This window comes from Enterobacter sp. MF024 (assembly GCF_005843915.1).
In the GTDB taxonomy this organism is placed as follows: Bacteria; Pseudomonadota; Gammaproteobacteria; order Enterobacterales; family Enterobacteriaceae; genus Enterobacter; species Enterobacter barmai.
On record NZ_VCBB01000003.1, the window covers coordinates 204,171 to 229,950 of the forward strand.

The following is a 25,780-nucleotide window of genomic DNA, read 5'->3' on the forward strand; positions in this document are numbered from 1 at the left end:
ATTAGTCTGCCCCGGCACCCACAATCACCATCCCAATCGCGTGGCAGTCGTCTTTGTGCTTGCTGCCCCTGCATTTACAGATATAGACCGGGTCATGTCGGAAGCTAAAGCCGTTCTCTTTCAAGCCGTTTAACCTTTCATCGGCCCGGCTTACCGTCAGCGGCGAGAAATCCCGGTAAAAACCGACGCCCCATATTGAGCGGCGCTTCTGTCTGGCTTTCGCGAAATGGGAATTCACCACTTCATAATTCTTCACTAAATCTGTCGCGATGCTCTCGACCAGCTCGGTTGCGCGTCGGGCGAGCTTAAACTCGACATAAATAAACCGGTCCAGACGCGTGCGCTTTTTCCTGAAAATGAGATCGACAATCACATGCTGTCGGCCACTTTGATGTCTTTTGTCGGTATTAGCGCGCAGTTCCCGCTTTGCTGAAAAGTCTAAATAGTGCTCAAGAAAATACTCAAACTCAATCTGCAGCCATTTTTCCCAGTCATTCGCTTTTTTATCGAGGATATGAGAGAGCTTTTCCTTCGTGTTTTTATGAGCAAAAAAGTCTGTTAAAGCTTCTTCAAGAACCTTTATATCACCGTTAACTGCCATGGATATCCCTGAATGCCAATTTAATTAGATCGTTGATTTGACTGGTTATCGGCAAAGCAAAAAAGAACTTTAAGCAAAACCTTATGCTTTTATAATACAAATTCAACAGAGAAAATGACCGCCAGAATTTACAGAAATATTCCCCACTTATGTTTCGCGGATGCGCACATATCTCCCCTGTAATTCCTGCGAAGAAATCTGTACAATCCCTGCCCTGATAACTCCATAACTGACTACTTTTTAATCTATGAGCAATGTTACCCACCAGCCGAAAATCGGCTTCGTCTCCCTGGGCTGCCCGAAAAACCTGGTGGATTCCGAACGTATCCTGACCGAACTTCGCACCGAAGGCTATGACGTGGTGCCAAGCTACGACAACGCCGATATGGTGATCGTTAACACCTGCGGCTTTATCGATAGCGCCGTACAGGAGTCTCTGGAAGCCATCGGTGAAGCACTCACCGAGAACGGCAAGGTGATTGTCACCGGTTGTCTGGGCGCCAAAGTCGATCAAATCCGCGAAGTGCACCCTAAGGTGCTGGAAATCACCGGTCCGCACAGCTACGAGCAGGTGCTGGAACATGTGCATCACTATGTACCAAAACCAAAGCACAACCCGTTCCTGAGCCTGGTGCCGGAACAGGGCGTGAAGCTGACCCCGCGTCACTACGCGTACTTAAAAATTTCCGAAGGCTGCAACCATCGCTGCACCTTCTGCATTATCCCGTCCATGCGCGGCGATCTGGTGAGCCGTCCGATTGGTGAAGTGCTGGCCGAAGCCAAACGTCTTGCCGATGCCGGCGTGAAAGAGCTGCTGGTGATCTCTCAGGACACCTCCGCCTACGGCGTGGACGTGAAGCACCGCTCCGGTTTCCACAACGGCGAGCCGGTGAAAACCAGCATGGTCGGCCTGTGCGAACAGCTCGCTAAGCTCGGCATCTGGACCCGTCTGCACTACGTCTACCCGTATCCGCACGTGGACGACGTGATCCCGCTGATGGCCGAAGGCAAAATCCTGCCGTACCTGGATATCCCGCTGCAGCACGCCAGCCCGCGTATTCTGAAGCTGATGAAGCGTCCTGGCTCCGTTGACCGCCAGCTGGCACGCATCAAACAGTGGCGTGAAATCTGCCCGGATCTGACCCTGCGCTCCACCTTTATCGTTGGCTTCCCGGGTGAAACCGAAGAAGACTTCCAGATGCTGCTCGACTTCCTGAAAGAAGCCCGTCTGGATCGCGTGGGCTGCTTCAAGTACAGCCCGGTAGAAGGCGCGACCGCCAACGAACTGGCGGATCAGGTGCCGGAAGAGGTAAAAGAAGAGCGCTGGAACCGCTTCATGCAGCTGCAACAGCAGATCTCTGCTGAACGTCTGCAGGAGAAAGTGGGCCGCGAAATCATGGTCATCATCGACGAAGTGGATGAAGAAGGCGCCATTGGCCGCAGCATGGCCGATGCCCCGGAAATCGACGGCGCGGTCTACCTGAACGGTGAAACCAAAGTGAAACCGGGTGATATCGTGCGCGTGAAGGTTGAGAACGCCGACGAGTATGACCTTTGGGGTACGCGGGTTTAATTTCGCTTTGCTCACTCTCCATTCAGGGAAAGGGATGGGGTGAGGGGAACACATCGCACCGCAATAACATCGCCGGGTGGCGGCTTCGCCTTACCCGGCCTACAAATCGGTATCCGTTTGTAGGTCCGTGCAAGCGTAGCGCCGCCGGGCGGTTCCTGGCTGTTTCCATGTAATATTTTCCGTTGCTTTAAAACTTTGCGAGGCGGATTCCGGGAATGATTTTTCTGGGTTGTCGCTTCGATCTCCCCGCAGTATCTTCCTGTTGCGCCTGCAAAAACAGGCGTCGGGATTGGCCTCTCGCAAAATTACAGGGTTTATTAATTTTGAGGAGATTCCCTATGTCTACAAACCATGCTCACCCAATTTTCACCGTCCCCTTCTCCCACAACACTGACTTCACCGTGCTGGCGAATCACTGCGAGCGTTTTGCTCAAACCCTGCTGGAAACCGACGAACCTGCCGAGAAGCTGGCGCTGTGCGCCCGACGCAACACTGCCGGGTGGCGGCTCCGCCTTACCCGGCCTACGGAACAACCACGCCGCGCTGGCTGCACATGGCAATTGATGCGCTGATGGACTGAATCCCCAGGCCGGGCAAACGCAGTGCCGCCCGGCGCAACAATGCACTGCCGGGTGGCGGCTGCGCCTTACCCGGCCTACAAAACTTCATTATTTCGCCCCTCCCCTCTCTGTATACCCACACCCTCTCATCTGTGAGTCACCTCTTATTTACATCATTTAAACCTTCCATTAACTGGATAAAAAGAACGCGTCACCGCTATAGTGGTTTTGTTTGATAAAACCATGTTGTACAGAGTACAACAAACAAAAAGCAGCAAGCCGGTTAACAACAAGAAGGGCTGCTTACTTTGCTGAGAATTTCCTGATAAACATAATGAAACCCTGCGAGGAAATAATGACAGAGCACACTCGTAACCCCGTTACGGCCACTGAAGCCATAGAAAGAGAGACCATGCGCAAGGTTATCTGGCGCATCCTCCCGTTTCTGATCGTCAGCTACCTGGTCTCGATTATCGATCGCGGAAACATTGGCATGGCGTCGCTGCAGATGAACGAAGATCTCGGCCTCAGCAAGGCCGCGTTTGGCTTCGCCAGCAGTCTCTACTTTGTTGCCTATTTCCTGTTTGAAGTGCCGAGCAACCTGGCAATGCAGAAGGTCGGCGCGCGACTGTGGATCCCGCGCATTATGATTAGCTGGGGCGTGGTATCAATGTGCATGTCGCTGGTTGAGAGCACCACATCGCTCTATATCGTGCGTTTTCTGCTCGGCGCGGCAGAGGCAGGCTTTTTCCCGGGCGTGGTGCTGTATCTCACCTGGTGGATCCCGTCCCGCTACCGGGCAAGGATCATCGCCTCGTTTATGGTGGCGATCCCGCTGGCCAACTTTATCGGCTCTCCCCTCTCCGGCCTGATCCTGACGCTGGATGGCTGGATGGGTCTGCGCGGCTGGCATCTGCTGTTCATCATTGAAGGCTTACCGGCCGTGCTGTTGGGGATTGTGGCCTGGTTTATTCTCCGTGACCGCCCGCATCAGGCCAGCTGGCTGAGCACTGAACAAAAAGAGTGGCTGGAGTCCACCCTTGAAAGTGAACGTCAGCAGTCAAAAAATATCGGCCACCAGACGACCTGGCAATTGCTGAAACACCGTCACATCTGGCTGATGGCGCTGATCTACACCGGTGCGTCCTCGGCAGGTACCACCATCAGCGTCTGGTCACCGCAGCTTCTGAAATCGTTCCACCTCGATAACTTGACCACCGGTCTGCTCAACGCCATCCCTTACGGTCTGGCATCGGTGCTGATGATCGTATGGGGACGCAGCTCAGACCGCAGCAACGAGCGTCGCTGGCATACCGCGCTGACCCTGTTCTTAATTGCAGCAGGCGTGTTCGCGGCGTTTGTCAGCATCTCTCTGCCGGTAACGATTGCGATCCTCAGCGTGATGCTGATTGGGGCGTACTCGATGAAAGGTCCATTCTGGGCGCTGGCGTCGGGCTGGATGAACAGCACGTCGGCAGCTGCGGGGCTGGCCGCCATCGGGGCCATTGCTAACCTGATTGGCGGTGTGGTGATGGTGAACGCTTACGGCATCATCAATGAACGCACCGGCAGCCATACGCTGGCGATGCTTCCACTGGCAGGTCTGTGTATTGCGGGGGGCATTGCGGTGCTGGTAATGGGGCGTCAGGCTCGCCGTCACGTGCGCCAGGAAAACCAGCTGACCCATTAAGATGGCCACGCGGGACTGCGGTCCCGCGTGCAGGCATCAGCTCTCCAGCTCTTCTGTTTCGCCGTAGAACGCAATGCAAAATGGCTTGCTGGCTCCCATCTTCAACGAAAGGCGGCTGGCGGTGGCCTTCATCAGCTGGCTTACTTCCCGATCCCGGCGATCTTCGGTCAGCCTTGACGACGGCCCGGTCAGCGCCAGGGCAGCAATAAGTTTGTCATGCACGCCAAACACCGGCATTGCAAAGGCGGCGGTGTGGGGATCGCGCGCCCCTGAGGTGTAGAGCGGCACCGACGGCTCGCCTTCCGGCAAGGCTTCATTCAACCCCCAGTGGCGGAGCACCTTGCTGATGGCGGAATTATCCAGCGGGAACTGGCTGCCCGGCAGATTGCTGTGGCGCAGCCCGTGAGAGGCTTCTGCACGAAACAGACAAAGACGCTGCCCGCCCTCCAGCACGTACCAGCTTGCGCTCTCCTGTGATGCCATGGATAAGGCCTGTAACTCCGGCTGCACCACGCGTGAGAGGTGGAACGACTGCTCGTAGAGCTTACCCAGATAAAGCAGACGCGGACCCAGGGCATAGTTGCCATCATCATGTCTGACGACGTAATTCATGCGTTCCAGAGAATTCATCAACCGGTACACGGTGGTTTTATGATATCCCGACAACTGTGCCAGCGCGGTCAACGTCAGGCTCTCGTCTCCGGGACGAAAACAATCCAGTAAAGCCAGTGCCTTTTCAACCGCCACAACGCCTTCATTACCCATCATTTTCTCCTGTTCTGGTCGGCAAAGAGTGTACCGCAAATTTTGTGAGTCACTTCGTGTTTACATCACAAACGCCAATGTAGCTCTGGCTAAAAGCGAATCAACACCGCTATAGTTGTTTTGTATTGTACACCTGCATTGTACACAGTAAAACAATATGGAGACATTCATGTCCGCTACAGAGAAACCAATGATCAATCGCGAGTTCAGTCGTGTGTCAGAAGAAGAGGTCCGCCAGGCCGCCGAGTATCAGGCCGCCATCCTTGCAGACGTTGCCGGGCGCCGCGGGACGCTGCACGGACGTATCAAACCCCTGGCACCGCATATGGCCGTTGCCGGCCCGGCCATTACTGTTGAAGTACGCCCTGGTGACAATCTGGCGATTCATGCCGCGATGGCGGTTGCCCAGCCAGGCGATGTGCTGGTGGTGGATGGCAAGGGCGATATCAGCTGCGCCCTGTTGGGTGAAATCATGGCGACTCAGGCCGAGGCCAGCGGCATTGCCGGGATCATCATTGACGGTGCGGTGCGTGATGCCGACACCCTGAGTAAGGGCAATTACCCCGTATTTTCTGCGGGCCTTAACCCGTGTGGCCCCACCAAATCAATCCCGGGCCGGGTGAACCATGCCATCTCCGTTGCCGGTGCGACCGTGCGTCCCGGGGATCTGGTGGTGGCGGATATCGACGGAGTGGTGGTCATTCCACGCGATGAAGTGCAGCAGGTTATCACCCTGGCCAAAGAGAAGCTGGAGACCGAAACCCGCCGCCTTGAGGCCATTCGCAAAGGCGATCTGCGCCCGCACTGGCTGAATGACGCGTTGCGCAAAGCAGGAATGTTAACCGACGGGGAGACGCTGTAATGGGCAATAAAAAGGTCATTCTGGTTACCGGAAGCGATCTGGCTGAGCAGGCCGTCGCGATGCTGGGTGACTATGAGATGGTGTATGCCGGTCGCCAGCCCACGGAAGCGCAGCTGATCGCGCTCTGCGAGCAGTATAATCCTGTGGCGATCCTGGTGCGTTACGGCAAGATCACGGCCCGTATTATGGACGCAGCCCCGGGGCTGAAGGTCATTTCCAAGCATGGCAGCGGCATTGACATCATCGATCAGGCGGCAGCGGCTGAACGGAATATTGCCGTCTGTTCTGCGCCCGGTGCCAACGCCGCCGCCGTGGCGGAACACACATGGGCCATGATCCTCGCCTGCGCCAAGTCCGTTGTCTCCCTCGATAAACGTCTGCGCGACGGCCACTGGGATAAATCCACGCATAAATCTCTGGAGCTGGAAGGCCTCACCCTGGGCCTGATTGGTCTGGGGGCGATTGGCTCCCGGGTTGCCACGGTGGGCAACGCGTTCGGCATGCGCGTGCTGGCCTACGATCCCTTTGCGAAAACCCTGCCGTCCTCCTGCGAGCGTGCAGAGACGCTAAATGACCTGATGTCCAGCGCGGACGTGATCTCCCTGCACTGCCCTTTAACCGCGGACAATCGCGGTATGGTTAACGCTGAAACGCTCGCCCGCTGTAAGCGAGGCGCGATTATGGTTAATACCGCACGCGGCGGGTTGATTGATGATAACGCCCTGATTCACGCCCTGGACGAGGGGATCCTGCGAAGCGCTGCGCTGGACAGCTTTACGGTCGAGCCGCTGGCGGCCCCCCATATCTGGCAAGGGAGAGAAGATGTGATTATTTCCCCTCATATTGGCGGCGTGAGTGAAGCCTCGTATATCAAAATGGGCACCGTCGCGGCCGGGAATATTTTGCAGGTTTTAAACACAAGCCGCTAAGGTTCCGCTATCGAGCTTAAACCTGGATGATTATTAAACCGTAATCATCCACCGTTGCGAGCTTGTCTTAAAGCGCCCTCCCGGCGCAACAATGCCGGGTGGCGGCTCCGCCTTACCCGGCCTACGAAACAACCGCGCCACGCAGGCTGCACATGGCAATTGATGCGTTGAGGGACTCAGAACGTAGGCCGGGCAAACGCAGTGCCGCCCGGCGCAGCAATGCCGGGTGGCGGCTTCGCCTTACCCGGCCTACGAAACAACCGCGCCGCGCTGGCTGCACATGGCAATTGATGCGCTGAGGGACTCAGAACGTAGGCCGGGCAAACGCAGTGCCGCCCGGCGCAGCAATGCCGGGTGGCGGCTCCGCCTTACCCGGCCTACGAAACTCTCCACAAAGAGGAGAGGGAGCAAACACCTAAACCGTAATCCTGTACCGAACGTAATCATCCACCGTTGCCAGCTTGTCATACAGCGCCCGGGCAGGATTGCCCTCCCGGGTGACCCAGTAAACCTTCGACCACCCTTTCTCCCGGGCCTCACTAATCACGGCTTCAATCAGCGCCCTGCCCGCGCCCTTGCCGCGCGCCGCGTCATCCACAAACAGATCTTCCAGATAGCACAGGGGCTGCGTCACCCAGGTCCCTTCATGCAGCACGCAAATCGCGAATCCCACCACGCCCTGTTCGGTTTCTGCCAGACGGCAAAACAGCCCCGAATCCGCCGCGAGCACCCGACGCCAGGTCGCCAGCGTCACCGCCTCATCCAGCCTGGTGCCGTAAAAATCGAGATAGCCGTTCCACAGCCGTAACCATGCCTCAAAATCCTCCGCCTGCGCGTCACGTACCTTAACCATCGCTCTGTTCCTTGATGTGTCTGAGATTTACCAGGATTGTCCTCCTTCCCGGACAGGAGAATAAAGCTATTTCTGGTAAATATATTGTTACCTAGATGTTGTACACTCGCGCGCCTTAGATTATAAATCGTCACTTTTGAGTGATATCACTCATTTTTAGTCAACATCAGGGAACATTTATGTCCGTTCAAAAATTGTCCAGAACCGCAGCAGTGCTGCTGGGGCTTCTGGGCGTCATAATTCTGGCGATGGGGATATTCTTCGCCTGGTACGGTGGAAAGCTGGTCAGCGTTAAGGGCAGCCCCTACTTTCTGATCAGCGGCTGTCTGCTCATCATCTCGGGCGTGCAGATCCTGCGCCAGCGCCTGAGTGGCGCGGCCCTCTATTTTGTGGTTCTGGCGGGCACTGCGCTGTGGGCCCTGTGGGATGTCGGCTTCGATTTCTGGCCTCTGGTCTCGCGTCTGTTGACCCTGGCGGGCATCGGGATCCTGGTGGCGCTCTCCCTGCCAGCGCTGCTCCGTCGTGCCGGTAAATTCCCGTGCTGGAAAGGCGCAGGCGCGCTTGCGGCGGTGCTGGCAGTGGCCTTTGCCGCTACCGTCGGCGGCATGTTTGTCCCGCACGATCCGGTGACGGCGTCGGGCGAACAGCTTCCCCTCACCCCGGTGAAACCTGGCGAAGAACAGAAAAACTGGGCGAACTACGGCAACACGCCGGGCGCATCGCGCTTTGTGGCTCTGGACCAGATCACCCGCGATAACGTCAAAGACCTGCAGGTGGCCTGGACCTATCGCACCGGCGATATCCCCGTCAGCCCGAACGGTGGCGGCGCGGAAGATCAGCAGACCCCGCTGCAGATCGGCAATATGCTCTTCCTCTGCACCCCGCATAACAACGTGATTGCGGTTGATGCCACCACCGGTAAAGAGCTGTGGAAAACCGAGATCAACGCGAAGCAGAAAAAGTGGATGCGCTGTCGCGGCCTGGCTTACTTTGATGCCAGCGCCCCATTGCAGCAGCCCACCCTGCCGGACTCCTCTCCGGTGGCGGCCGCTTCACTACCCGCAGATGCCCAGTGCAAACGCCGTATCATCATGAACAGCGTGACGCCGGAACTGGTGGCCCTGGATGCCGATACCGGTAAGTTCTGCGAAGACTTCGGCAACCACGGCCGCGTCAGCCTGAGCGCGCAGATGGGTAAAGGGGCGGATACCGGCCTCTACTACCCGACCTCTGCCCCGACGCTCGCCGGTACGACCATTGTTGTCGGCGGTCGCGTGGCGGATAACGTGGCGACGGATATGCCTGGCGGCGTGGTGCGTGGCTTCGACGTCATCACCGGCCAGCTGCGCTGGGCGTTCGATCCGGGCAAACCGGACGAGCAGCAGGCACCTCCGGCCAATGAAAACTTTACCCGCTCCACCCCGAACGTGTGGGCCCCGATGTCTTACGATCCGCAGTCCAACACCGTGTTTATGCCAACCGGCAGCGCGGCGGTGGACCTGTGGGGCGTGAAGCACAACGATCTCGATCGTAAGTTTGGTGCCTCGATGGTGGCCGTGGACGCCAGCACCGGTAAGGTGAAGTGGGTTTACCAGACCGTTCATAACGATCTGTGGGACTTTGACGTCCCGATGCAGCCGACCTTCACTGATTTCCCGACCGGCAATGGCAAAACCACCCCGGCGCTGATCTTCGGCACTAAATCCGGCCAGCTGTTTGTGCTGGATCGCGCTACCGGCAAGCCGCTGACCAAAGTGGAAGAGCGCAAGGTGACTCAGGGCCAGATCCCGAAAGAGATCTACTCCCCAACTCAGCCGTTCTCGGTGGGTATGCCGACCATCGGCGCGGACGTACTGAAAGAGTCCGACATGTGGGGCGCGACGCCGTTCGACCAGCTGATCTGCCGTATCGAGTTTAAATCGAAGCGCTACAACGGCCTGTTTACCCCGCCGGGTGATGACCCGTCGCTGAACCTGCCGGGCTCGTTAGGCGGCATGAACTGGGGCGGTCTGTCGATTGACCCGGTGAATCAGTACCTGTTTATCAACGATATGCGCGTGGGTCTGGAAGTGCAGCTGATACCGGCCTCCCCGGAGATTCAGGGCGCGAAAAACGACGGCAACGAAGCCGCCGCCATCAGCCGCCCGGTGCCGCTGGCCGGTACGCCGTACGCCATTAACGCCAAAGTGCGCTTTATGTCGCCGGTTGAAATCCCCTGCCAGAAGCCGCCGTTTGGCACGCTGACTGCCGTCGATCTGAAAACCCAGAAGATTGCCTGGCAGGTGCCGGTAGGTACGGTGAAGGATACCGGTCCGTTTGGCGTGAAGATGGGGCTGCCAATCCCGATCGGGATGCCGACCATCGGCGGTACCATGGCGACCCAGGGCGGGCTGGTGTTTATCGCTTCTACCCAGGATTACTACCTGCGCGCCTTCGATACCTCGACCGGTAAAGAGGTGTGGAAAGCCCGCCTGCCGGTGGGCAGCCAGAGCACGCCAATCAGCTACAAATCGCCGGTGGACGGGAAGCAGTATCTGCTGATCACCGCCGGGGGCGCGCGGAACTCGCCGGATCGCGGCGACTACGTGATTGCGTATAAGCTACCGTAATCATTCCGAAACAGCCATCCCTCCGGGGATGGCTTCGCTGAACCAGGCTACCTTTATAGCTATCCACATCACCGGAGATAGCAATGAAAGTATTAATGGTTCTCACCTCTCACAGTGAACTGGGCAACACCGGTAAGAAAACCGGCTTCTGGCTGGAGGAGTTTGCCGCCCCGTACTACGTCTTCAAGGATGCAGGTGCCGACGTGGTGCTGGCCTCCCCGGCAGGCGGTCAGCCACCGCTCGATCCGAAAAGCGATCTCCCCGACTTCCAGACTGAAATGACCGATCGCTTCAAAGCCGATCCGGCTGCACAGCAGGCGCTCGCCAACACCCTGAAGCTCGACAGCGTACGTCAGGACGATTTTGACACCGTCTTCTATCCCGGCGGCCATGGCCCGCTGTGGGATCTGGCGGAGTCACAGACCTCCATCGCCCTGATTGAAGCCTTCACCCGCGCGGGCAAACCGACCGGCTTCGTCTGCCACGCGCCGGGCGTGCTGCGCCATGTTAAAAGTGAATCCGGCGAGCCGCTGGTCAAGGGCCGCAAGGTGACGGGCTTTACCAACGGTGAAGAGGCCGACGTCGAACTGACCGACATCGTCCCGTTCCTGGTGGAAGATGAGTTGAGCGCCCTGGGTGCGCGCTACGAGAAAGGCCCGAACTGGGGTTCATTTGTTGTCGAAGACGGCAAGCTGATCACCGGCCAGAATCCGGCCAGCTCCGAAGCCGCGGCAAAAGCGCTGCTCGCTGCCCTGGGTTAGTCCCCTCGCCCGGCGGCGCTTAGCTTGCACGGTCCTGTGGTGATGTGCGCTCGGCTGGCATTGCCCGGCGGCGCTGCGCTTGCACGGGCCTACGGGCTCGCAGGTTTTTGCAGGTTTTGTAGGCCGGGTAAGCGCAGCGCCACCCGGCAAAATGCAGGCACAACGCCTGAATCAGGTTGGCATTGAGAAGGTGGTGACCTTGTTGGTCTGCGGATCGATTGAGATGATGCAGATAGCGAAGTTGCCGCCAAAACGGTCTTTACGATCGGAAATGCGCAGGTTGTAGGTCTCGGAGAACGAGGTATAACCCGAAGAGTTGGTCTCGTTCAGTTTGAAGCCAACAATCTGTTCAAAATAGTCACGTGATTTCCCCACGCTGGTTTTGCACTGTTCGTTGGTGATGGTGCCGGACTGTTTTGCCGCTGCCGCAGTTTGCGTGCCGGTGGAAGATTTCGGCGTCAGGGCCGAATTGACCGCTTTCATCCCGTCACTCATGTTTTTCTGGAAATCAGCGCAAGAGGTAGAAAGTAAAACCATGCCGCATAAAAGAAGCTTTTTCATTGTAATCCTTACAATATTTAACGTTATTCAATCATTAATTATTATAATTTTTACAAATCGTTAACTCCAGCAAACCTTTTACACGGCATTTTATAAATTACTGAATAAAAACCCTTTTCACATTGAGTTCTACAATATTTGGTAGGTTATCCCTTAATTCTCGGATCCAGCGCGTCGCGCAGACCATCTCCCAGCAAATTAAACGCCAGTACGGTGAGGAAGATTGCCATGCTCGGGAACAATGCCACGTGCGGGGCAATCACCATATCCGCCCGCGCCTCGTTGAGCATGGCGCCCCACTCGGGGGTTGGCGGCTGCGCGCCAAGCCCTAAGAACGACAGGCTGGCCGCCGAGATAATCGACACCCCGATACGCATGGTGAAATAGACCACGATAGAGGAGACGGTGCCCGGCAGAATATGGTTGAACAGAATCGTCGTGTCGCTGGCGCCAATGCTGCGCGCCGACTCGATAAAGGTCTGCTGCTTCAGCACCAGGGTATTGCCGCGCACCAGGCGGGCAAAGGCCGGAATGGAGAAGATCGCCACGGCGATAATCACGTTGGCCATGCCGTTGCCCATCACCGCCACCACCGCGATGGCCAGCAGAATGCCGGGGAAGGCAAACAGCACGTCGCAGATGCGCATGATGATGCGGTCCCACCAGCCCTCGTAGTAGCCCGCCAGCAGGCCCAGCACCGTGCCGATGGCGGCGCCGATCAGCACCGCAAACACCCCTGCCGCCAGCGAGATCTGCGCCCCCATCAGCACCCGGCTGAAGATGTCGCGCCCTAACGAGTCCACGCCAAACCAGTGCATCATCGACGGACCTTCGTTGAGACGGTCGTAATCAAAGTAGTTCTCGGCATCGAAAGGCACGATCCAGGGCGCCAGCACCGCCACCAGGATCAGCAGCAGCACAAACAGCCCGGCGGCCATCGCCACCGGCTGCTTACGAAAGCGTCGCCAGAACTCATGCCACGGGGTGCGGATCCGATCCGGTTTGAGGCCCGGCATGGCCTTTAACATCGCCTGCCGACGCCAGTTTAACAGTCGCATCTTACTTGTACCTGATAGCCGGATTAATGGCGGCATACAGGACATCCACCACTAAGTTGATAAGAATAAATTCCAGCGAAAAGAGCAGCACTTCCGCCTGGATCACCGGGTAGTCGCGCATGTCGACAGAATCGACCAGCAGACGCCCGAGCCCCGGCCAGTTGAAGACCTTTTCCACCACGATTGAGCCGCCGAGCAGAAAACCGAACTGCAGCCCCATCATGGTCACTACCGGGATCATCGCGTTGCGCAGGCCGTGCTTGAGGATCACCCACTTCTCGCTGACCCCCTTCGCCCGGGCGGTACGCATGTAGTCTTCGTTCAGCACGTCGACGAACGAGGCGCGGGTGAAGCGCGCCATCACCGCCGCCACCGCCGCGCCAAGCGTCAGCGAAGGCAGGATATAGTGCCGCCAGCTGTCCGCCCCCACGGTGGGCAGCCAGCCCAGCTCCACGGAAAAGACCTGCATCAGCAGCATCCCCAGCGCAAAGGCCGGGAAAGAGATCCCGGTAACCGCCAGCGCCATCCCCAGCCGGTCCGGCCAGCGGTTGCGCCACACGGCCGCCACAATACCCGCCATCAGGCCAAACAGCACCGCCCAGGCCATGCTGGCAAGGGTCAGCCAGAAGGTGGGCATAAAGCGGCTGGCAATCTCTTCGGACACGGGCCGCCGGGAGACCATCGAAGTGCCAAAATCCCCCTGCAGGACACTGGTGATGTAGTGCCAGAACTGCCGGTAAAGCGGTTGATCGAGCCCCAGTTGCTTACGCACCAGCTCAATCACCGTGGCATCCGCTTCCGGGCCGGCAATCAGCCGCGCCGGATCGCCTGGCAGCATATGCACAAATAAAAAGACCAGCACCGCGACAATCAGCAGCGTCGGGATCAGGCCCAGCAGGCGTTTAATCACATAATTCAGCATGCACATTCCTCTCATCCCGCAGGCGGATACCTGCGGGAATGAGTGCTTTATTTCAGATCCGCGTCGTCAAAGCTAAAGCCGGTATCCGGCATGATGTAGAACCCGGTCAGCGCCTTGTTGTGCGCCGAAACCAGCTTCTCTACCACCAGCGGCACCCATGGCGACTCCTTCCAGATGGTGTCCTGCGCATCTTTGTACAGCTTCGCTTTCTCTTCCGGCTGGGTGGTTTTCAGCGCATCGGTCAGATCTTTATCCACCTGCGGGTTGCTGTAGAACGCGGTGTTGAACAGGGTTGGCGGCCAGTTCTGGGAGGCAAACAGCGGCGACAGCGCCCAGTCGGCTTCGCCGGTGGAGGCCGACCAGCCGGTGTAGAACATCCTCACCCCGCTCTCTTTCTGCCCTTTGCCTTCCACTTCGGCAGCGCGCTGCCCGGCATCCATCGCCGTCACCTGCACCTTAATGCCCACCTGCGCCAGCTGCTGCTGGGTAAACTGCAGCACCTTCTGGGCGGTACTGTGATTGTGCGACGACCAGAGCGTGGTGCTGAAGCCGTTCGGGAAGCCCGCCTCTTTCAGCAGCGCCCGCGCTTTGGTCGGGTTGTATTCCCACGGATGATACTGCTGGGAGTAGGCAATGGATGGCGGCACCACCCCGGTCGCCGGGGTCGCGTAACCGGCAAAGGCCACTTTTACCAGCGCGTCGCGGTTGATGGCGTAGTTGATCGCCTCGCGTACTTTCGTGTTATCAAACGGCTTTTGCGTGACGTTCATGCTGATGTAGCGCTGCATGATCGACGGGCTGGCTACCAGCTCCAGCTTGCTGTTTTTGCCCAGCAGCGCCGCCTGCTCGTAAGGGATCGGGAAGGCAAACTGCGCTTCGCCGGTCTGTAGCATCGCCGCGCGGGTGTTGTTATCCACCACCGGACGCCAGGTGATGGTGTCCAGCTTCGGCAGCCCCTGCTGCCAGTATCCGGCGAACTTCTTCACCTTCACAAAATCGGTCTGGTTCCAGGTCACCAGCTCATACGGCCCGGTGCCCACCGGATGGAAGCCAATCTCTTTGCCGTACTTTTTCAGCGCCTCGGGGGAGATCATCGCCGTGGCCGGGTGCGCCAGAATGTTGATAAAGGCGGAGAACGGCTCCTTGAGGGTGATTTTCACCGTGGTGGGATCGACTGCCTCGGTGCTGGCAATGTTTTTATACAGGTTATAACGCTTAAGGCTGCTTTCCGGATTGCTGGCGCGATCGAGGTTGACCTTCACCGCCTCTGCGTTGAAGTCGGTCCCGTCCTGGAACTTCACGCCGCTGCGCAGCTTGATGGTGTAGACCAGCCCGTCGTCAGAGACCTTGTAGCTTTCGGCCAGCACGTTTTTCACCTGCATCTCTTTATCAAGGCCAAACAGCCCCTGATAAAACGACTTCGCCACCTGCTGGGAGAGCGTGTCGTTGGCATCATAAGGATCGAGGGTGGTGAAGTTGGAGGCCACCGCCACCACTACATCTTTTGCTGCGAAAGCCGGCGAGGCCGCCAGGGCTGCCGTTACGCTCGCGGCTAACAGCCATCTGCGAGCAACAAATTTTGTCATTGTACTCTCCTGTTGTTCCCTGCTGTCTGAGTTATAAACGCGAAAAAGCATTGTCCTGCCGCGGCGGCGCAACGAAATGGCCGGGGCTCACCTCCCGCAACTCCACGCGCTCGGTGAACTCCCCTCGCTTGCGAATGTTGCCCGGTAGTTCATCCTGCAAAAGCACCCGCCGGGCCTGACGATGGGCCGGATCGGCCACCGGCACTGCCGCCATCAGCTTGCGGGTGTAGGGATGCTGTGGATCCTCAAATACCGCCCGACGCGGGCCTATCTCAACAATCTGACCGAGATACATCACCGCCACGCGGTGGCTGATGCGCTCCACTACCGCCATATCGTGCGAAATAAACAGAAACGCGATGCCCATCTCCCGCTGCAAATCGAGCAGCAGGTTGATGATCTGCGCCCGGATGGAGACGTCCAGCGCCGAGACGGACTCATCGGCAATCACCACCTTCGGGTTCAGCGCCAGGGCGCGGGCAATACAGATCCGCTGCCGCTGGCCGCCGGAAAATTCATGGGGATAGCGCCATGCGTGTTCCGGCTTCAGCCCCACGCGCTCCAGCAGCCACGCCACCCGCCGCTGGGCGGCTTCCCCGTCCAGCAGGTTATGCACCCGCAGCGGCTCCATAATCGAATAGCCCACGGTCTGGCGGGGATCGAGGGAGGCATAGGGATCCTGGAAAATAAACTGAATGTCCCGCCGCAGGTGTTGCAGTTTCCCGGCGGGCAGGGTGTCGATGCGTTCCCCGTTAAAGGTGATGGTGCCTTCCTGGGACTCCACCAGCCGCAGCAGCGCCCGTCCGGTGGTCGATTTTCCGCTGCCGGATTCACCCACCAGGGAGAGCGTTTCGCCCGGCCATAAGTCGAAGCTGACGTTCTCCACCGCGTGGACTTCGCGCTTAACGCGGTTCAACAGGCCGCCGCGCAGCGGGAAGCGGGTCACAAGGTCGCGCACCTGCAGGATGGGCTCGCCGGGCACCACGGTATCCTGCTCGGTTTCGGCCTCCTGATGGCCGGGTTCGGCCAGAGAGATCAGCGGAAAACGCCGCGGCAAATCGCTGCCGTTCATCGCCCCCAGGCGCGGCACCGCCGCCAGCAGCGCTTTTGTGTATGGGTGCTCAGGGGCGTGGAAAATCTGCTCCACGGTGCCGGTTTCCACCGCCTCGCCCTGGTACATCACCAGCACCCGGTCGGCGATATCCGCCACCACGCCCATGTCGTGGGTGATAAAGATCACCCCCATCTCCATCTCCTCCTGCAACACTTTAATCAGCTGCAGGATCTGCGCCTGAACGGTGACGTCCAGCGCGGTGGTGGGTTCATCGGCAATCAGCACCGCCGGGCGACAGGAGAGCGCCATGGCGATCATCACCCGCTGGCGCATGCCGCCGGAGAGCTGGTGCGGATAGCGCGACAGAATGGTGTCCGCCTCGGGAATGCGCACCTGCTCCAGCATCCGCCGGGCTTCAATCAGGGCATTCTCACGGCTCAGCCCCTGATGCAGGCGAATCGACTCGGCGATCTGTTCTCCCACCGGGAAGACCGGGTTGAGGGAGGTCATCGGCTCCTGGAAAATCATGGCGATGTCGGCACCGCGCACGCTGCGCATCTGGGATGAACTCAGGGTGGTGAGATCGCTTACCTGCCCGTTGCGACGGCGCAGCAGCAGGCGGTCGCACTCGACCAGCCCGCCGGACTGTTCAATCAGGCGCATCAACGACAGCGCGGTGACCGATTTACCGGAGCCGGATTCGCCGACAATCGCCAGGGTTTCGCCGCGTTTGAGCGAAAAAGAGAGCTGTTTTACCGCCGGGATCGTCTGCCGCTCGTCGGGAAAGGCGACGTTAAGGTTGTGCACCGCCAGCACCTGCTGACTGTCCAGTTCATCGCTGTGCGGCATCCCTCTTCCCCTTATTCACGGTAAATTCCGGTGCTCGGCGTATCGCCTGCGTATCCCCAGGCACGGTACATGCCTTCACTGTTAAAGGGTAATGCCACGTTACCCTCGCGATCGACGGCAATCAGCCCGCCGCTGCCTTCGAGCGCCGGGAGTTTTTCCATCACCACCCGCTCGCAGGCTTCGGCCAGGCTTAAGCCGCCGTAATCCATCAGCGCGGCGATGTCATAGGCGGCCAGGGTGCGAATAAACACTTCCCCGGTGCCGGTGCAGGAGACCGCCACGCTGGCGTTATTGGCATAGCAGCCCGCGCCGGGCAACGGACTGTCGCCCACCCGACCGGGCAGTTTGTTGGTCATTCCGCCGGTGGAGGTGGCGGCGGCCAGATTCCCCGCCTTATCCAGCGCCACGGCACCGACGGTGCCCGTTTTGGTGGACTCATCCAGCGGGGCGGCATGATCGAGCCGGGTTTCCCCCGCACTGCGCGCCGCCAGCAGCTGCTGATAGCGCTCGGGCGTGGAAAAGATTTCTGGCGAAACCGCCTCCATGCCCTTTTCGAAGGCGAATTTCTCGGCCCCCTCGCCCACCAGCAGCACGTGCGGGCTCTGCTCCATCACCAGACGGGCGGCCAGCACCGGGTTGCGCAGATGGCTGACCCCGGCCACGGCACCCGCCTTCAGGGTAATGCCGTCCATCACGCAGGCGTCCAGCTCGTGGGTTTCGTCTCGGGTAAACACCGAGCCAATCCCGGCGTTAAACAGCGGACACTCCTCCAGCAGGCGCACCGCCTCGGTGACCACATCCAGCGCGCTCTCGCCCGCCTCCAGCATTCGCTGGCCGGTTTCCACAATCGAAGAGAGCGCCTCGATGTAGCGCTTCTCCTGCTCCTGACTGAGCTGCGCCCGGGTAATTGCCCCGGCGCCGCCGTGGATTGCGATGACTGCATTCCCCATTCACTTCACCTTTGGGCCGATAGTTGCCGCTTTTTTTATAAATATCATTATCGTGGCTTATGATTCATATAATTTTTGAATATAGAAAGACGACACTGTGATGTAAAGGGTAAGCCCATGGTGTCATACAGTTAACGGCACTTTTCTGCCATAATGGCCGCCTTCGTTATTCTCCCGCTGGAGTGACCCATGGATTTTACCGCCGGACTGATGCCGCTTGAGACGGCACTCACCCAGATGCTCGATCGAATTTCTCCGCTGTCAGAGCAGGAAACCCTGCCCCTGCTGCGCTGTTTTGGCCGCGTGACCGCCGCCGACATCGTTTCGCCCCTGAACGTGCCGGGCTTTGATAACTCAGCGATGGATGGCTACGCCGTGCGTCTGGCGGATCTGGCGGCGGGCACTGCGCTGCCGGTAGCGGGTAAAGCCTTTGCCGGTCAGCCTTTCCAGGGTGAATGGCCTGCCGGAAGCTGCATCCGCATTATGACCGGCGCGCCGGTGCCGCCAGGCTGCGATGCGGTGGTGATGCAGGAAGAGACCGAGCAGACCGACGACGGCGTGCGTTTTACCGCCAGCGTTAAGCCGGGTCAGAATATCCGTCGCAGCGGGGAAGATATTACCCTGGGCGCAACCGTCTTCCCGGCGGGCACGAAGCTGACCGTCGCCGAGCTGCCGGTACTGGCGTCGCTGGGTATCCCGGAGATTGCCGTGGTGCGCCAGGTGCGCGTGGCGGTGTTCTCTACCGGGGACGAGCTTCAGCTGCCGGGCCAGCCGCTGGCCGAGGGGCAGATCTACGACACGAACCGCCTGGCGGTGCATCTGATGCTGGAGCAGCTGGGCTGCGAGGTGATTAACCTCGGCATTATTCCTGACGATCCAGAGCAGCTGCGCGCCGCCTTTATTGAAGCGGATCGCCTGGCCGACGTGGTGCTGAGCTCCGGCGGCGTATCGGTGGGCGAAGCGGATTACACCAAAACCATCCTCGACGAGCTGGGGGAGATCGGCTTCTGGAAGCTGGCGATCAAGCCGGGCAAACCTTTCGCTTTCGGCACGCTGCCGAACAGCTGGTTCTGCGGCCTGCCGGGCAACCCGGTCTCTGCGGCGCTCACCTTCTATCAGCTGGTGCAGCCGCTGCTGGCGAAGCTCTCCGGCAACCGGGCGCAAAGCCTGCCTGCCCGCCAGCGCGTTCGCGCCGCCACCCGGCTGAAAAAATCACCGGGTCGTCTCGACTTCCAGCGCGGCATTCTGACGCGTAACGCCGACGGCGAGCTGGAGGTGAGCACCACCGGTCATCAGGGGTCGCATATTTTCAGCTCCTTCAGCCAGGGCAACTGCTTTATCGTGCTGGAGCGCGAGCGCGGCAACGTGGAAGCGGGTGAATGGGTTGAGGTTGAGCCGTTTAACGCCCTGTTCGGAGGCTGAGCATGGAACTGAGCGACAACGAGATGCTGCGCTACAATCGCCAGATTGTGCTGCGCGGCTTTGATTTCGACGGTCAGGAGGCGTTAAAGGCCGCGAACGTGCTGGTGGTCGGCCTGGGTGGACTGGGCTGCGCTGCGGCGCAGTATCTGGCCGCCGCTGGCGTCGGGCGCATGACGCTGCTTGATTTCGACACCGTGTCGCTCTCCAACCTGCAACGCCAGACGCTGCACAGCGATGCCACCCTCGGCGAGCCCAAAGTGGTGTCGGCCCGGGCGTCGCTGTCGCGCATCAACCCCAACGTCCAGTTCACCCTGCTCGATGCCCTGCTGGATGAGCCTGCGCTGTCTGAACAGATTGCCCGTCACGATCTGGTTCTCGACTGCACCGATAACGTCACCATTCGCAATCAGCTCAACGCGGGCTGTTTCGCCCATAAAACGCCGCTGGTCTCCGGGGCGGCTATCCGTATGGAAGGACAAATCAGCGTCTTTACCTATGCCGAGGGCGAGCCCTGCTACCGCTGCCTGAGCCGTCTGTTTGGCGAGAATGCCCTGACCTGTGTGGAAGCCGGCGTAATGGCTCCGCTGGTGGGGGTGATCGGTTCGATGCAGGCGATGGAGGCCATCAAAGTGCTGACCCATTACGGCACGCCAGCGGCGGGGAAAATCGTGATGTACGACGCGATGACCTGCCAGTTCCGCGAGATGAAGCTGATGCGTAATCCGGGGTGTGAGGTGTGCGGAGGTTAACGCAAACGGCAACCCAAAGGTTGCCGTTTTAGTGTTTGCTCCCTCTCCCTTTGGGAGAGGGCCGGGGTGAGGGAATCAGCGTGCACGAATCAGCTTTTGTAGGCCGGGCAAGCGCAGCGCCGCCCGGCGATACCACTAGATCGACGTCCGTCCAAAGGCTTTCTGCCAGTCCTGCTCAAACTTCGCAATCGCCGCATCCACCGCCGGAGAAGCGATCAACTGCTGGGCAACGTCCAGCGGCAGGGTGATGGATTCACAGCCTGCCAGCAGGCAGTCCAGCGCCTGTCGCGGGGTTTTGAAGCTCGCTGCCAGCACTTTTGACTGCGGCACGTGGAGCGTCAGCAACTGCTGCAACTCGGCCACGGTCTGAATGCCGTCCCCGCCCTGGGCATCCACCCGGTTCACATATGGCGCGACATATTCCGCCCCCGCCAGCGCCGCCATCATCCCCTGCGCCGCGCTGTAGACCGCAGTCCCCAGGGTCGGTACGCCCTGCGCTTTCAGCATCTTAATGGCCGCCAGCCCTTCTGCCGTTACCGGCACTTTTACTACCAGATCGGCGACGATAGTGCGCAGCTTGAGCGCGTCTTCCACCATACCTTCTGCGGTGGTCGCCATCACCTGGGCAAACAGACGGCCCTGGCCGCCCATCGCCTCCTGCAGCTGAGGCAGTAGAACGTCGAGCGGCGTTTTGCCGGCGGCGACGATGCTTGGGTTAGTGGTGACGCCTGCCAGCGGAAACACGCGGGCCAGCTTTTTAACGGCAATCACGTCGGATGTGTCGAGATACAGTTCCATGATGAGATCCTCAAAAATGACTATGCCGTAACCCTACCACGGCAAAACCTGCTTCTGAGTTGATTTGCGTCAAGATAACTTTCATTCGAAAGTCATTTAATCTTCATACGCAACAAGAGGCGACATTATGATCTTCAACATTCAGCGTTATTCGACACACGACGGCCCGGGAATTCGTACCGTGGTCTTTATGAAGGGCTGCTCCCTGGGCTGCCGCTGGTGTCAGAATCCGGAAAGCCGCGACCGTTCCCGGGATCTGCTGTTCGACGCTCGCCTGTGCCTGGAGGGGTGCAACCTCTGTCAGCAGGTGGCGCCTGCGGTGATCGACCGCACGCTGAATGGCCTGGTGATCCACCGCGAAAAACTCGACGATACCCACCTCGATGCCCTCACCGACTGCTGCCCGACCCAGGCCCTCACCGTCTGCGGCGAAGATAAGCAGGTGGAGGAGATCATGGCGACCGTTCTGCGCGATAAGCCTTTCTACGATCGCAGCGGCGGCGGCATCACCCTCTCCGGAGGCGAACCCTTTATGAACCCGGACATGGCGCGCCAGCTGTTCCAGGCCAGCCATGAGCAGGGGATCCACACCGCCGTGGAAACCTGCCTGCACGTGCCGTGGCACTATATCGAACCATCGTTACCGTACATCGATCTGTTCCTGGCCGACCTGAAACACGTCGACGGGGCGGTGTTTAAGCAGTGGACCGACGGCTCGGCAAAACGGGTGCTGGAGAATCTCAAGCGCCTGGCCGCCGCCGGAAAACAGCTCACCATTCGCGTGCCGCTGATCCAGGGCTTTAACGCCGATGAAGCGTCGATTACCGCCATTACCAATTTTGCCGCCGACGAACTGAACGTCCGCGACATCCATTTTTTGCCATACCACACGCTGGGCATGAACAAGTACACACTGCTCGGCCAACCCTACTCTGCCCCTGATAAACCGCTCGATAATCCTGCTTTACTGGACTTTGCCCGGCAGTACGCCGCCCAGAAAGGGTTAACCGCGACCTTACGAGGATAATGTTATGACACAGCTGAATCTTACTACCCTGAGCGATCGCATTAAGGCGCATAAAACTGCCCTGGTCCATATTGTTAAGCCGCCGGTCTGTACCGAACGCGCCCAGCACTACACCGAAATGTACCAGCAGCATATGGACAAGCCGATCCCGGTTCGCCGCGCGCTGGCGCTGGCCCATCACCTGGCGCAGCGCACTATCTGGATCAAACATGACGAGCTGATTATCGGCAACCAGGCAAGCGAAGTGCGCGCCGCGCCGATCTTCCCGGAATACACCGTCTCGTGGATTGAAAAAGAGATCGACGATCTGGCCGACCGTCCGGGTGCGGGCTTTGCGGTCAGCGAAGAGAACAAACGCGTTCTGCATGAAATTTGCCCGTGGTGGCGCGGCCAGACGGTGCAGGATCGCTGCTACGGCATGTTCACCGACGAGCAGAAAGGCCTGCTGGAAACCGGGATTATCAAAGCGGAAGGCAACATGACCTCCGGCGACGCGCACCTGGCGGTAAACTTCCCGTTAGTGCTGGAAAAAGGGCTCGACGGCCTGCGCCACAAGGTGGACGAGCGCCGCTCGCGCATCAACCTTACCTGCCTGGAAGACCTGCACGGCGACCAGTTCCTGAAAGCGATCGATATCGTGCTGGAAGCGGTGAGCCTGCATATCGAGCGCTTTGCCGATCTGGCGCGTGAGATGGCCACCACCGAAACCCGCGTTAGCCGCCGCGACGAGCTGCTGGCGATGGCGGAAAACTGCGATGTCATAGCCCACGAACCGCCAAAAACCTTCTGGCAGGCATTACAGCTGTGCTACTTCATCCAGCTGATCCTGCAGATTGAGTCCAACGGCCACTCCGTCTCCTTCGCCCGCATGGACCAGTATCTCTATCCGTACTACCGCCGCGACGTGGAGCTGAACCAGTCTCTGGATCGTGAACACGCCATCGAGCTGCTGCACAGCTGCTGGCTGAAGCTGCTGGAAGTAAACAAGATCCGCTCCGGCTCGCACTCTAAAGCCTCGGCGGGCAGCCCGCTGTACCAGAACGTCACCATCGGCGGGCAGATCCTGGTGAACGATGTGGCAATGGACGCGGTGAACCCGCTCTCCTACGCGATTCTGGAATCCTGCGGCCGTCTGCGCTCCACCCAGCCGAACCTGAGCGTGCGCTATCACGCGGGCATGAGCAACGACTTCCTCGACGCCTGCGTGCAGGTGATCCGCTGCGGCTTCGGGATGCCGGCCTTCAACAACGATGAGATCGTTATCCCTGAGTTCATCAAGCTCGGCATCGAAAAAGCCGACGCCTACGACTACGCCGCCATCGGCTGCATTGAAACCGCCGTTGGCGGCAAGTGGGGCTACCGCTGCACCGGGATGAGCTTTATCAACTTCGCCCGCGTGATGCTGGCAGCGATGGAAGGCGGTCGCGACGCCACCAGCGGCAAAGTGTTCCTGCCGCAGGTTAAAGCGCTCTCTGCCGGTAACTTCAACAATTTCGACGAAGTGATGGCCGCCTGGGATCGCCAGATTAAGTACTACACCCGCAAATCCATCGAGATTGAGTACGTGGTGGACACCATGCTGGAAGAGAACGTCCACGACATTCTCTGCTCGGCGCTGGTGGATGACTGCATCGAGCGCGCGAAGAGCATCAAGCAGGGCGGCGCGAAGTACGACTGGGTCTCCGGCCTGCAGGTAGGCATCGCCAACCTCGGCAACAGCCTGGCGGCAGTGAAGAAACTGGTCTTTGAACAGGGTGCGATTGGTCAGCAGCAGCTGGCGGCGGCCCTGGCGGATGACTACGAGGGGCTGACCCACGAGCAGCTGCGCCAGCGTCTGATCAACGGCGCGCCGAAGTACGGTAACGACGATGACAGCGTGGATCTGCTGCTGGCCCGGGCGTATCAGACCTACATCGAAGAGCTGAAGCAGTACCACAACCCACGCTATGGCCGTGGCCCGATTGGCGGCAACTACTACGCCGGGACCTCGTCCATCTCCGCCAACGTGCCGTTTGGTGCGGCCACCATGGCAACGCCGGACGGTCGTAAGGCACATACTCCGCTGGCCGAAGGGGCAAGCCCGTCCTCCGGTACTGACCATCTGGGGCCAACGGCGGTGATCGGCTCTGTCGGGAAACTGCCGACCGAAGCGATCCTCGGTGGCGTGCTGCTGAACCAGAAGCTCAACCCGGCAACGCTGGATAACGACAGCGACCGTCAGAAGCTGATGGTGCTGCTGCGGACCTTCTTTGAGGTGCATAAAGGCTGGCACATCCAGTACAACATCGTCTCCCGCGAAACGCTGCTGGAAGCGAAGAAACACCCGGACCAGTATCGCGACCTGGTAGTGCGCGTGGCGGGTTACTCGGCGTTCTTTACTGCCCTGTCACCGGATGCGCAGGACGATATTATTGCGCGTACTGAGCATACGTTGTAATGAGATCCCCTCTCCCTTGAGGGAGAGGGTTAGGGTGAGGGGGAATAGCGCGCGCTGTTGCCCTCACCCCGGCCCTCTCCCACGGGGAGAGGGTGCAAACATCAAAAACGGCAACCCAGGTTGCCGTTTTGCATTTACCTCCGCCACCCGGCTTTTTCACTTTCATTCGAAAATTAAATTTGTGCTCCACGTCACCTTGTTATTAGAATGTTTCGAACGCAGTGATTCAGGAGCTCAATGTATGACCGTTAAAGTTATCGTCACCGATATGGACGGAACTTTTCTTGATGACGCCAAGCAGTACGATCGTGACCGCTTTCAGGCGCAGTTCCAGCAACTTCAGGCCCGTAATATTGAGTTCGTTGTCGCCAGCGGCAACCAGTATTACCAGCTCATCTCCTTTTTCCCGGAACTGAAATCGCAGATCTCTTTCGTGGCGGAAAACGGCGCGCTGGTGTTCGATCACGGCGAGCAGATTTTCCACGGTGAACTGACGAAGCACGAGTCGCAGATTGTCATCGGCGAGCTGCTGAAGGATACCTCCCTGAACTTCGTTGCCTGCGGGCTGGAAAGTGCTTACGTCAGCGATAAGGCACCAGAGGACTTCATCGCGCTGATGTCAAAACACTATCACCGCCTGCAGCGCATCAGCGACTATCGCGACATCGACGACGTGCTGTTCAAGTTCTCCCTGAACCTGCCCGACAGCGATATTCCGAACCTGATCGACGCCCTGCACGTCTCCCTCGACGGCATTATGAAGCCGGTGACCAGCGGCTTTGGCTTTGTCGATCTGATTATCCCCGGCCTGCATAAAGCCAGCGGCCTGAGCCGCCTGCTGAAGCGCTGGCACATCTCCCCGCAGGAGTGCGTGGCGATTGGCGACAGCGGTAACGACGCCGAAATGCTGAAGTTTGTGAACTACTCCTTCGCCATGGGTAACGCGGGCGAAAGCATCAAAGCCATCACCCGCTATCAGGCCGATGACAACAACCACCAGGGCGCGCTGAACGTGATTCAGGCCGTCCTCGACAATACCCCGCCCTTCAGCAACTGATTTCCCCGCCGGAGTCATCTCCGGCGCTCTCCCCCTCTTTCTCTCCGTGTTGTGCACTTCATCAAGTTATTTAACTTGCTTTAACTTATTTTTAACCTAAAGTATCA

Annotated in this window: 22 protein-coding genes; 12 read left to right on the forward strand and 10 right to left on the reverse strand. The window is 59.0% G+C overall.

The genetic code is table 11. The features are described from left to right. Window position 1: 1 nt before the first annotated feature. Entirely contained in the window at window positions 2–601 is a 600-nt protein-coding gene (locus tag FFB58_RS07455) for a hypothetical protein (protein ID WP_138369508.1), read from the reverse strand. A 247-nt stretch (window positions 602–848) separates the two neighbouring features. Between FFB58_RS07455 and rimO the strand changes: the two genes are divergently transcribed. From rimO to FFB58_RS07470, 3 genes are all read left to right on the forward strand, one after another. Beyond that, the gene (rimO, locus tag FFB58_RS07460; protein ID WP_039029618.1) at window positions 849–2,174 is read left to right on the forward strand and encodes a 30S ribosomal protein S12 methylthiotransferase RimO; all 1,326 of its coding nucleotides are present in this window, start codon (window positions 849–851) and stop codon (window positions 2,172–2,174) included. A gap of 338 nt (window positions 2,175–2,512) precedes the next feature. Continuing rightward, window positions 2,513–2,746 carry a hypothetical protein gene (locus FFB58_RS07465; protein ID WP_138369509.1) on the forward strand — a complete coding sequence of 78 codons (234 nt, stop codon included), beginning with the start codon at window positions 2,513–2,515 and terminating at the stop codon, window positions 2,744–2,746. 343 nt (window positions 2,747–3,089) lie between these two features. Then, the gene (locus FFB58_RS07470; RefSeq protein ID WP_138369510.1) at window positions 3,090–4,424 is read left to right on the forward strand and encodes an MFS transporter; all 1,335 of its coding nucleotides are present in this window, start codon (window positions 3,090–3,092) and stop codon (window positions 4,422–4,424) included. A gap of 36 nt (window positions 4,425–4,460) precedes the next feature. Here FFB58_RS07470 and FFB58_RS07475 read toward each other — a convergent pair whose 3' ends face one another. Beyond that, window positions 4,461–5,189 carry an IclR family transcriptional regulator gene (locus FFB58_RS07475; RefSeq protein ID WP_138369716.1) on the reverse strand — a complete coding sequence of 243 codons (729 nt, stop codon included), beginning with the start codon at window positions 5,187–5,189 and terminating at the stop codon, window positions 4,461–4,463. A 169-nt stretch (window positions 5,190–5,358) separates the two neighbouring features. On the opposite strand from FFB58_RS07475, the gene FFB58_RS07480 reads away from it, so the two are divergent. Together FFB58_RS07480 and FFB58_RS07485 are read left to right on the forward strand one after the other, a co-directional pair. Beyond that, window positions 5,359–6,051, forward strand: a complete 693-nt coding sequence (locus FFB58_RS07480) for a diguanylate cyclase (protein WP_039029630.1) — start codon at window positions 5,359–5,361, stop codon at window positions 6,049–6,051. Further along, entirely contained in the window at window positions 6,051–6,980 is a 930-nt protein-coding gene (locus FFB58_RS07485; protein WP_138369511.1) for an NAD(P)-dependent oxidoreductase, read from the forward strand. Before FFB58_RS07480 ends, FFB58_RS07485 begins: the two co-directional genes overlap by 1 nt. A gap of 415 nt (window positions 6,981–7,395) precedes the next feature. Here FFB58_RS07485 and FFB58_RS07490 read toward each other — a convergent pair whose 3' ends face one another. Beyond that, window positions 7,396–7,833 carry a GNAT family N-acetyltransferase gene (locus FFB58_RS07490; RefSeq protein ID WP_138369512.1) on the reverse strand — a complete coding sequence of 146 codons (438 nt, stop codon included), beginning with the start codon at window positions 7,831–7,833 and terminating at the stop codon, window positions 7,396–7,398. Between the two features lie 179 nt (window positions 7,834–8,012). On the opposite strand from FFB58_RS07490, the gene FFB58_RS07495 reads away from it, so the two are divergent. Together FFB58_RS07495 and FFB58_RS07500 are read left to right on the forward strand one after the other, a co-directional pair. Continuing rightward, window positions 8,013–10,442, forward strand: coding sequence for a membrane-bound PQQ-dependent dehydrogenase, glucose/quinate/shikimate family (locus FFB58_RS07495; RefSeq protein WP_138369513.1), 2,430 nt, complete (start codon window positions 8,013–8,015; stop codon window positions 10,440–10,442). Between the two features lie 83 nt (window positions 10,443–10,525). Beyond that, window positions 10,526–11,203 carry a type 1 glutamine amidotransferase domain-containing protein gene (locus tag FFB58_RS07500; protein ID WP_138369514.1) on the forward strand — a complete coding sequence of 226 codons (678 nt, stop codon included), beginning with the start codon at window positions 10,526–10,528 and terminating at the stop codon, window positions 11,201–11,203. A gap of 171 nt (window positions 11,204–11,374) precedes the next feature. On the opposite strand, the gene FFB58_RS07505 is transcribed toward FFB58_RS07500, so the two are convergent. From FFB58_RS07505 to iaaA, 6 genes are all read right to left on the reverse strand, one after another. Then, on the reverse strand, window positions 11,375–11,764 hold the full coding sequence (locus tag FFB58_RS07505; RefSeq protein WP_138369515.1) for a hypothetical protein: 390 nt from the start codon (window positions 11,762–11,764) through the stop codon (window positions 11,375–11,377). 146 nt (window positions 11,765–11,910) lie between these two features. Continuing rightward, window positions 11,911–12,822, reverse strand: coding sequence for a glutathione ABC transporter permease GsiD (gene gsiD, locus FFB58_RS07510; RefSeq protein WP_039032683.1), 912 nt, complete (start codon window positions 12,820–12,822; stop codon window positions 11,911–11,913). A 1-nt stretch (window position 12,823) separates the two neighbouring features. Continuing rightward, window positions 12,824–13,744 carry a glutathione ABC transporter permease GsiC gene (gene gsiC, locus FFB58_RS07515; RefSeq protein WP_039032684.1) on the reverse strand — a complete coding sequence of 307 codons (921 nt, stop codon included), beginning with the start codon at window positions 13,742–13,744 and terminating at the stop codon, window positions 12,824–12,826. 47 nt (window positions 13,745–13,791) lie between these two features. After that, window positions 13,792–15,330, reverse strand: a complete 1,539-nt coding sequence (gene gsiB, locus FFB58_RS07520; RefSeq protein ID WP_138369516.1) for a glutathione ABC transporter substrate-binding protein GsiB — start codon at window positions 15,328–15,330, stop codon at window positions 13,792–13,794. Window positions 15,331–15,361: 31 nt separating this feature from the next. After that, window positions 15,362–17,233 (reverse strand): glutathione ABC transporter ATP-binding protein GsiA, encoded by a 1,872-nt coding sequence (gene gsiA / locus FFB58_RS07525; protein ID WP_138369517.1) that lies wholly within the window; start codon window positions 17,231–17,233, stop codon window positions 15,362–15,364. 11 nt (window positions 17,234–17,244) lie between these two features. Beyond that, the gene (gene iaaA, locus FFB58_RS07530; protein WP_138369518.1) at window positions 17,245–18,183 is read right to left on the reverse strand and encodes a beta-aspartyl-peptidase; all 939 of its coding nucleotides are present in this window, start codon (window positions 18,181–18,183) and stop codon (window positions 17,245–17,247) included. Window positions 18,184–18,372: 189 nt separating this feature from the next. Here iaaA and moeA point away from each other — a divergent pair, with 189 nt between their 5' ends. Both moeA and moeB read left to right on the forward strand, forming a co-directional pair. Continuing rightward, window positions 18,373–19,605 carry a molybdopterin molybdotransferase MoeA gene (moeA, locus tag FFB58_RS07535; protein WP_138369519.1) on the forward strand — a complete coding sequence of 411 codons (1,233 nt, stop codon included), beginning with the start codon at window positions 18,373–18,375 and terminating at the stop codon, window positions 19,603–19,605. Further along, the gene (gene moeB / locus FFB58_RS07540) at window positions 19,602–20,354 is read left to right on the forward strand and encodes a molybdopterin-synthase adenylyltransferase MoeB (RefSeq protein WP_138369520.1); all 753 of its coding nucleotides are present in this window, start codon (window positions 19,602–19,604) and stop codon (window positions 20,352–20,354) included. Before moeA ends, moeB begins: the two co-directional genes overlap by 4 nt. Before the next feature lie 135 nt (window positions 20,355–20,489). On the opposite strand, the gene fsa is transcribed toward moeB, so the two are convergent. Further along, entirely contained in the window at window positions 20,490–21,152 is a 663-nt protein-coding gene (gene fsa / locus FFB58_RS07545; protein ID WP_138369521.1) for a fructose-6-phosphate aldolase, read from the reverse strand. 127 nt (window positions 21,153–21,279) lie between these two features. Here fsa and FFB58_RS07550 point away from each other — a divergent pair, with 127 nt between their 5' ends. The 3 genes from FFB58_RS07550 (at window position 21,280) to FFB58_RS07560 (ending at window position 25,673) form a co-directional block, all read left to right on the forward strand. After that, complete coding sequence (locus tag FFB58_RS07550) at window positions 21,280–22,179, forward strand: glycyl-radical enzyme activating protein (RefSeq protein ID WP_138369522.1); 900 nt, start codon at window positions 21,280–21,282, stop codon at window positions 22,177–22,179. Window positions 22,180–22,183: 4 nt separating this feature from the next. Continuing rightward, window positions 22,184–24,616: a formate C-acetyltransferase/glycerol dehydratase family glycyl radical enzyme gene (locus FFB58_RS07555; RefSeq protein ID WP_138369523.1), complete on the forward strand. Its 2,433-nt coding sequence runs from the start codon at window positions 22,184–22,186 to the stop codon at window positions 24,614–24,616. A gap of 241 nt (window positions 24,617–24,857) precedes the next feature. Beyond that, a complete protein-coding gene (locus FFB58_RS07560; protein WP_138369524.1) occupies window positions 24,858–25,673 on the forward strand; it encodes a Cof-type HAD-IIB family hydrolase in 816 nt (271 codons plus the stop codon). Window positions 25,674–25,780: the final 107 nt, after the last annotated feature.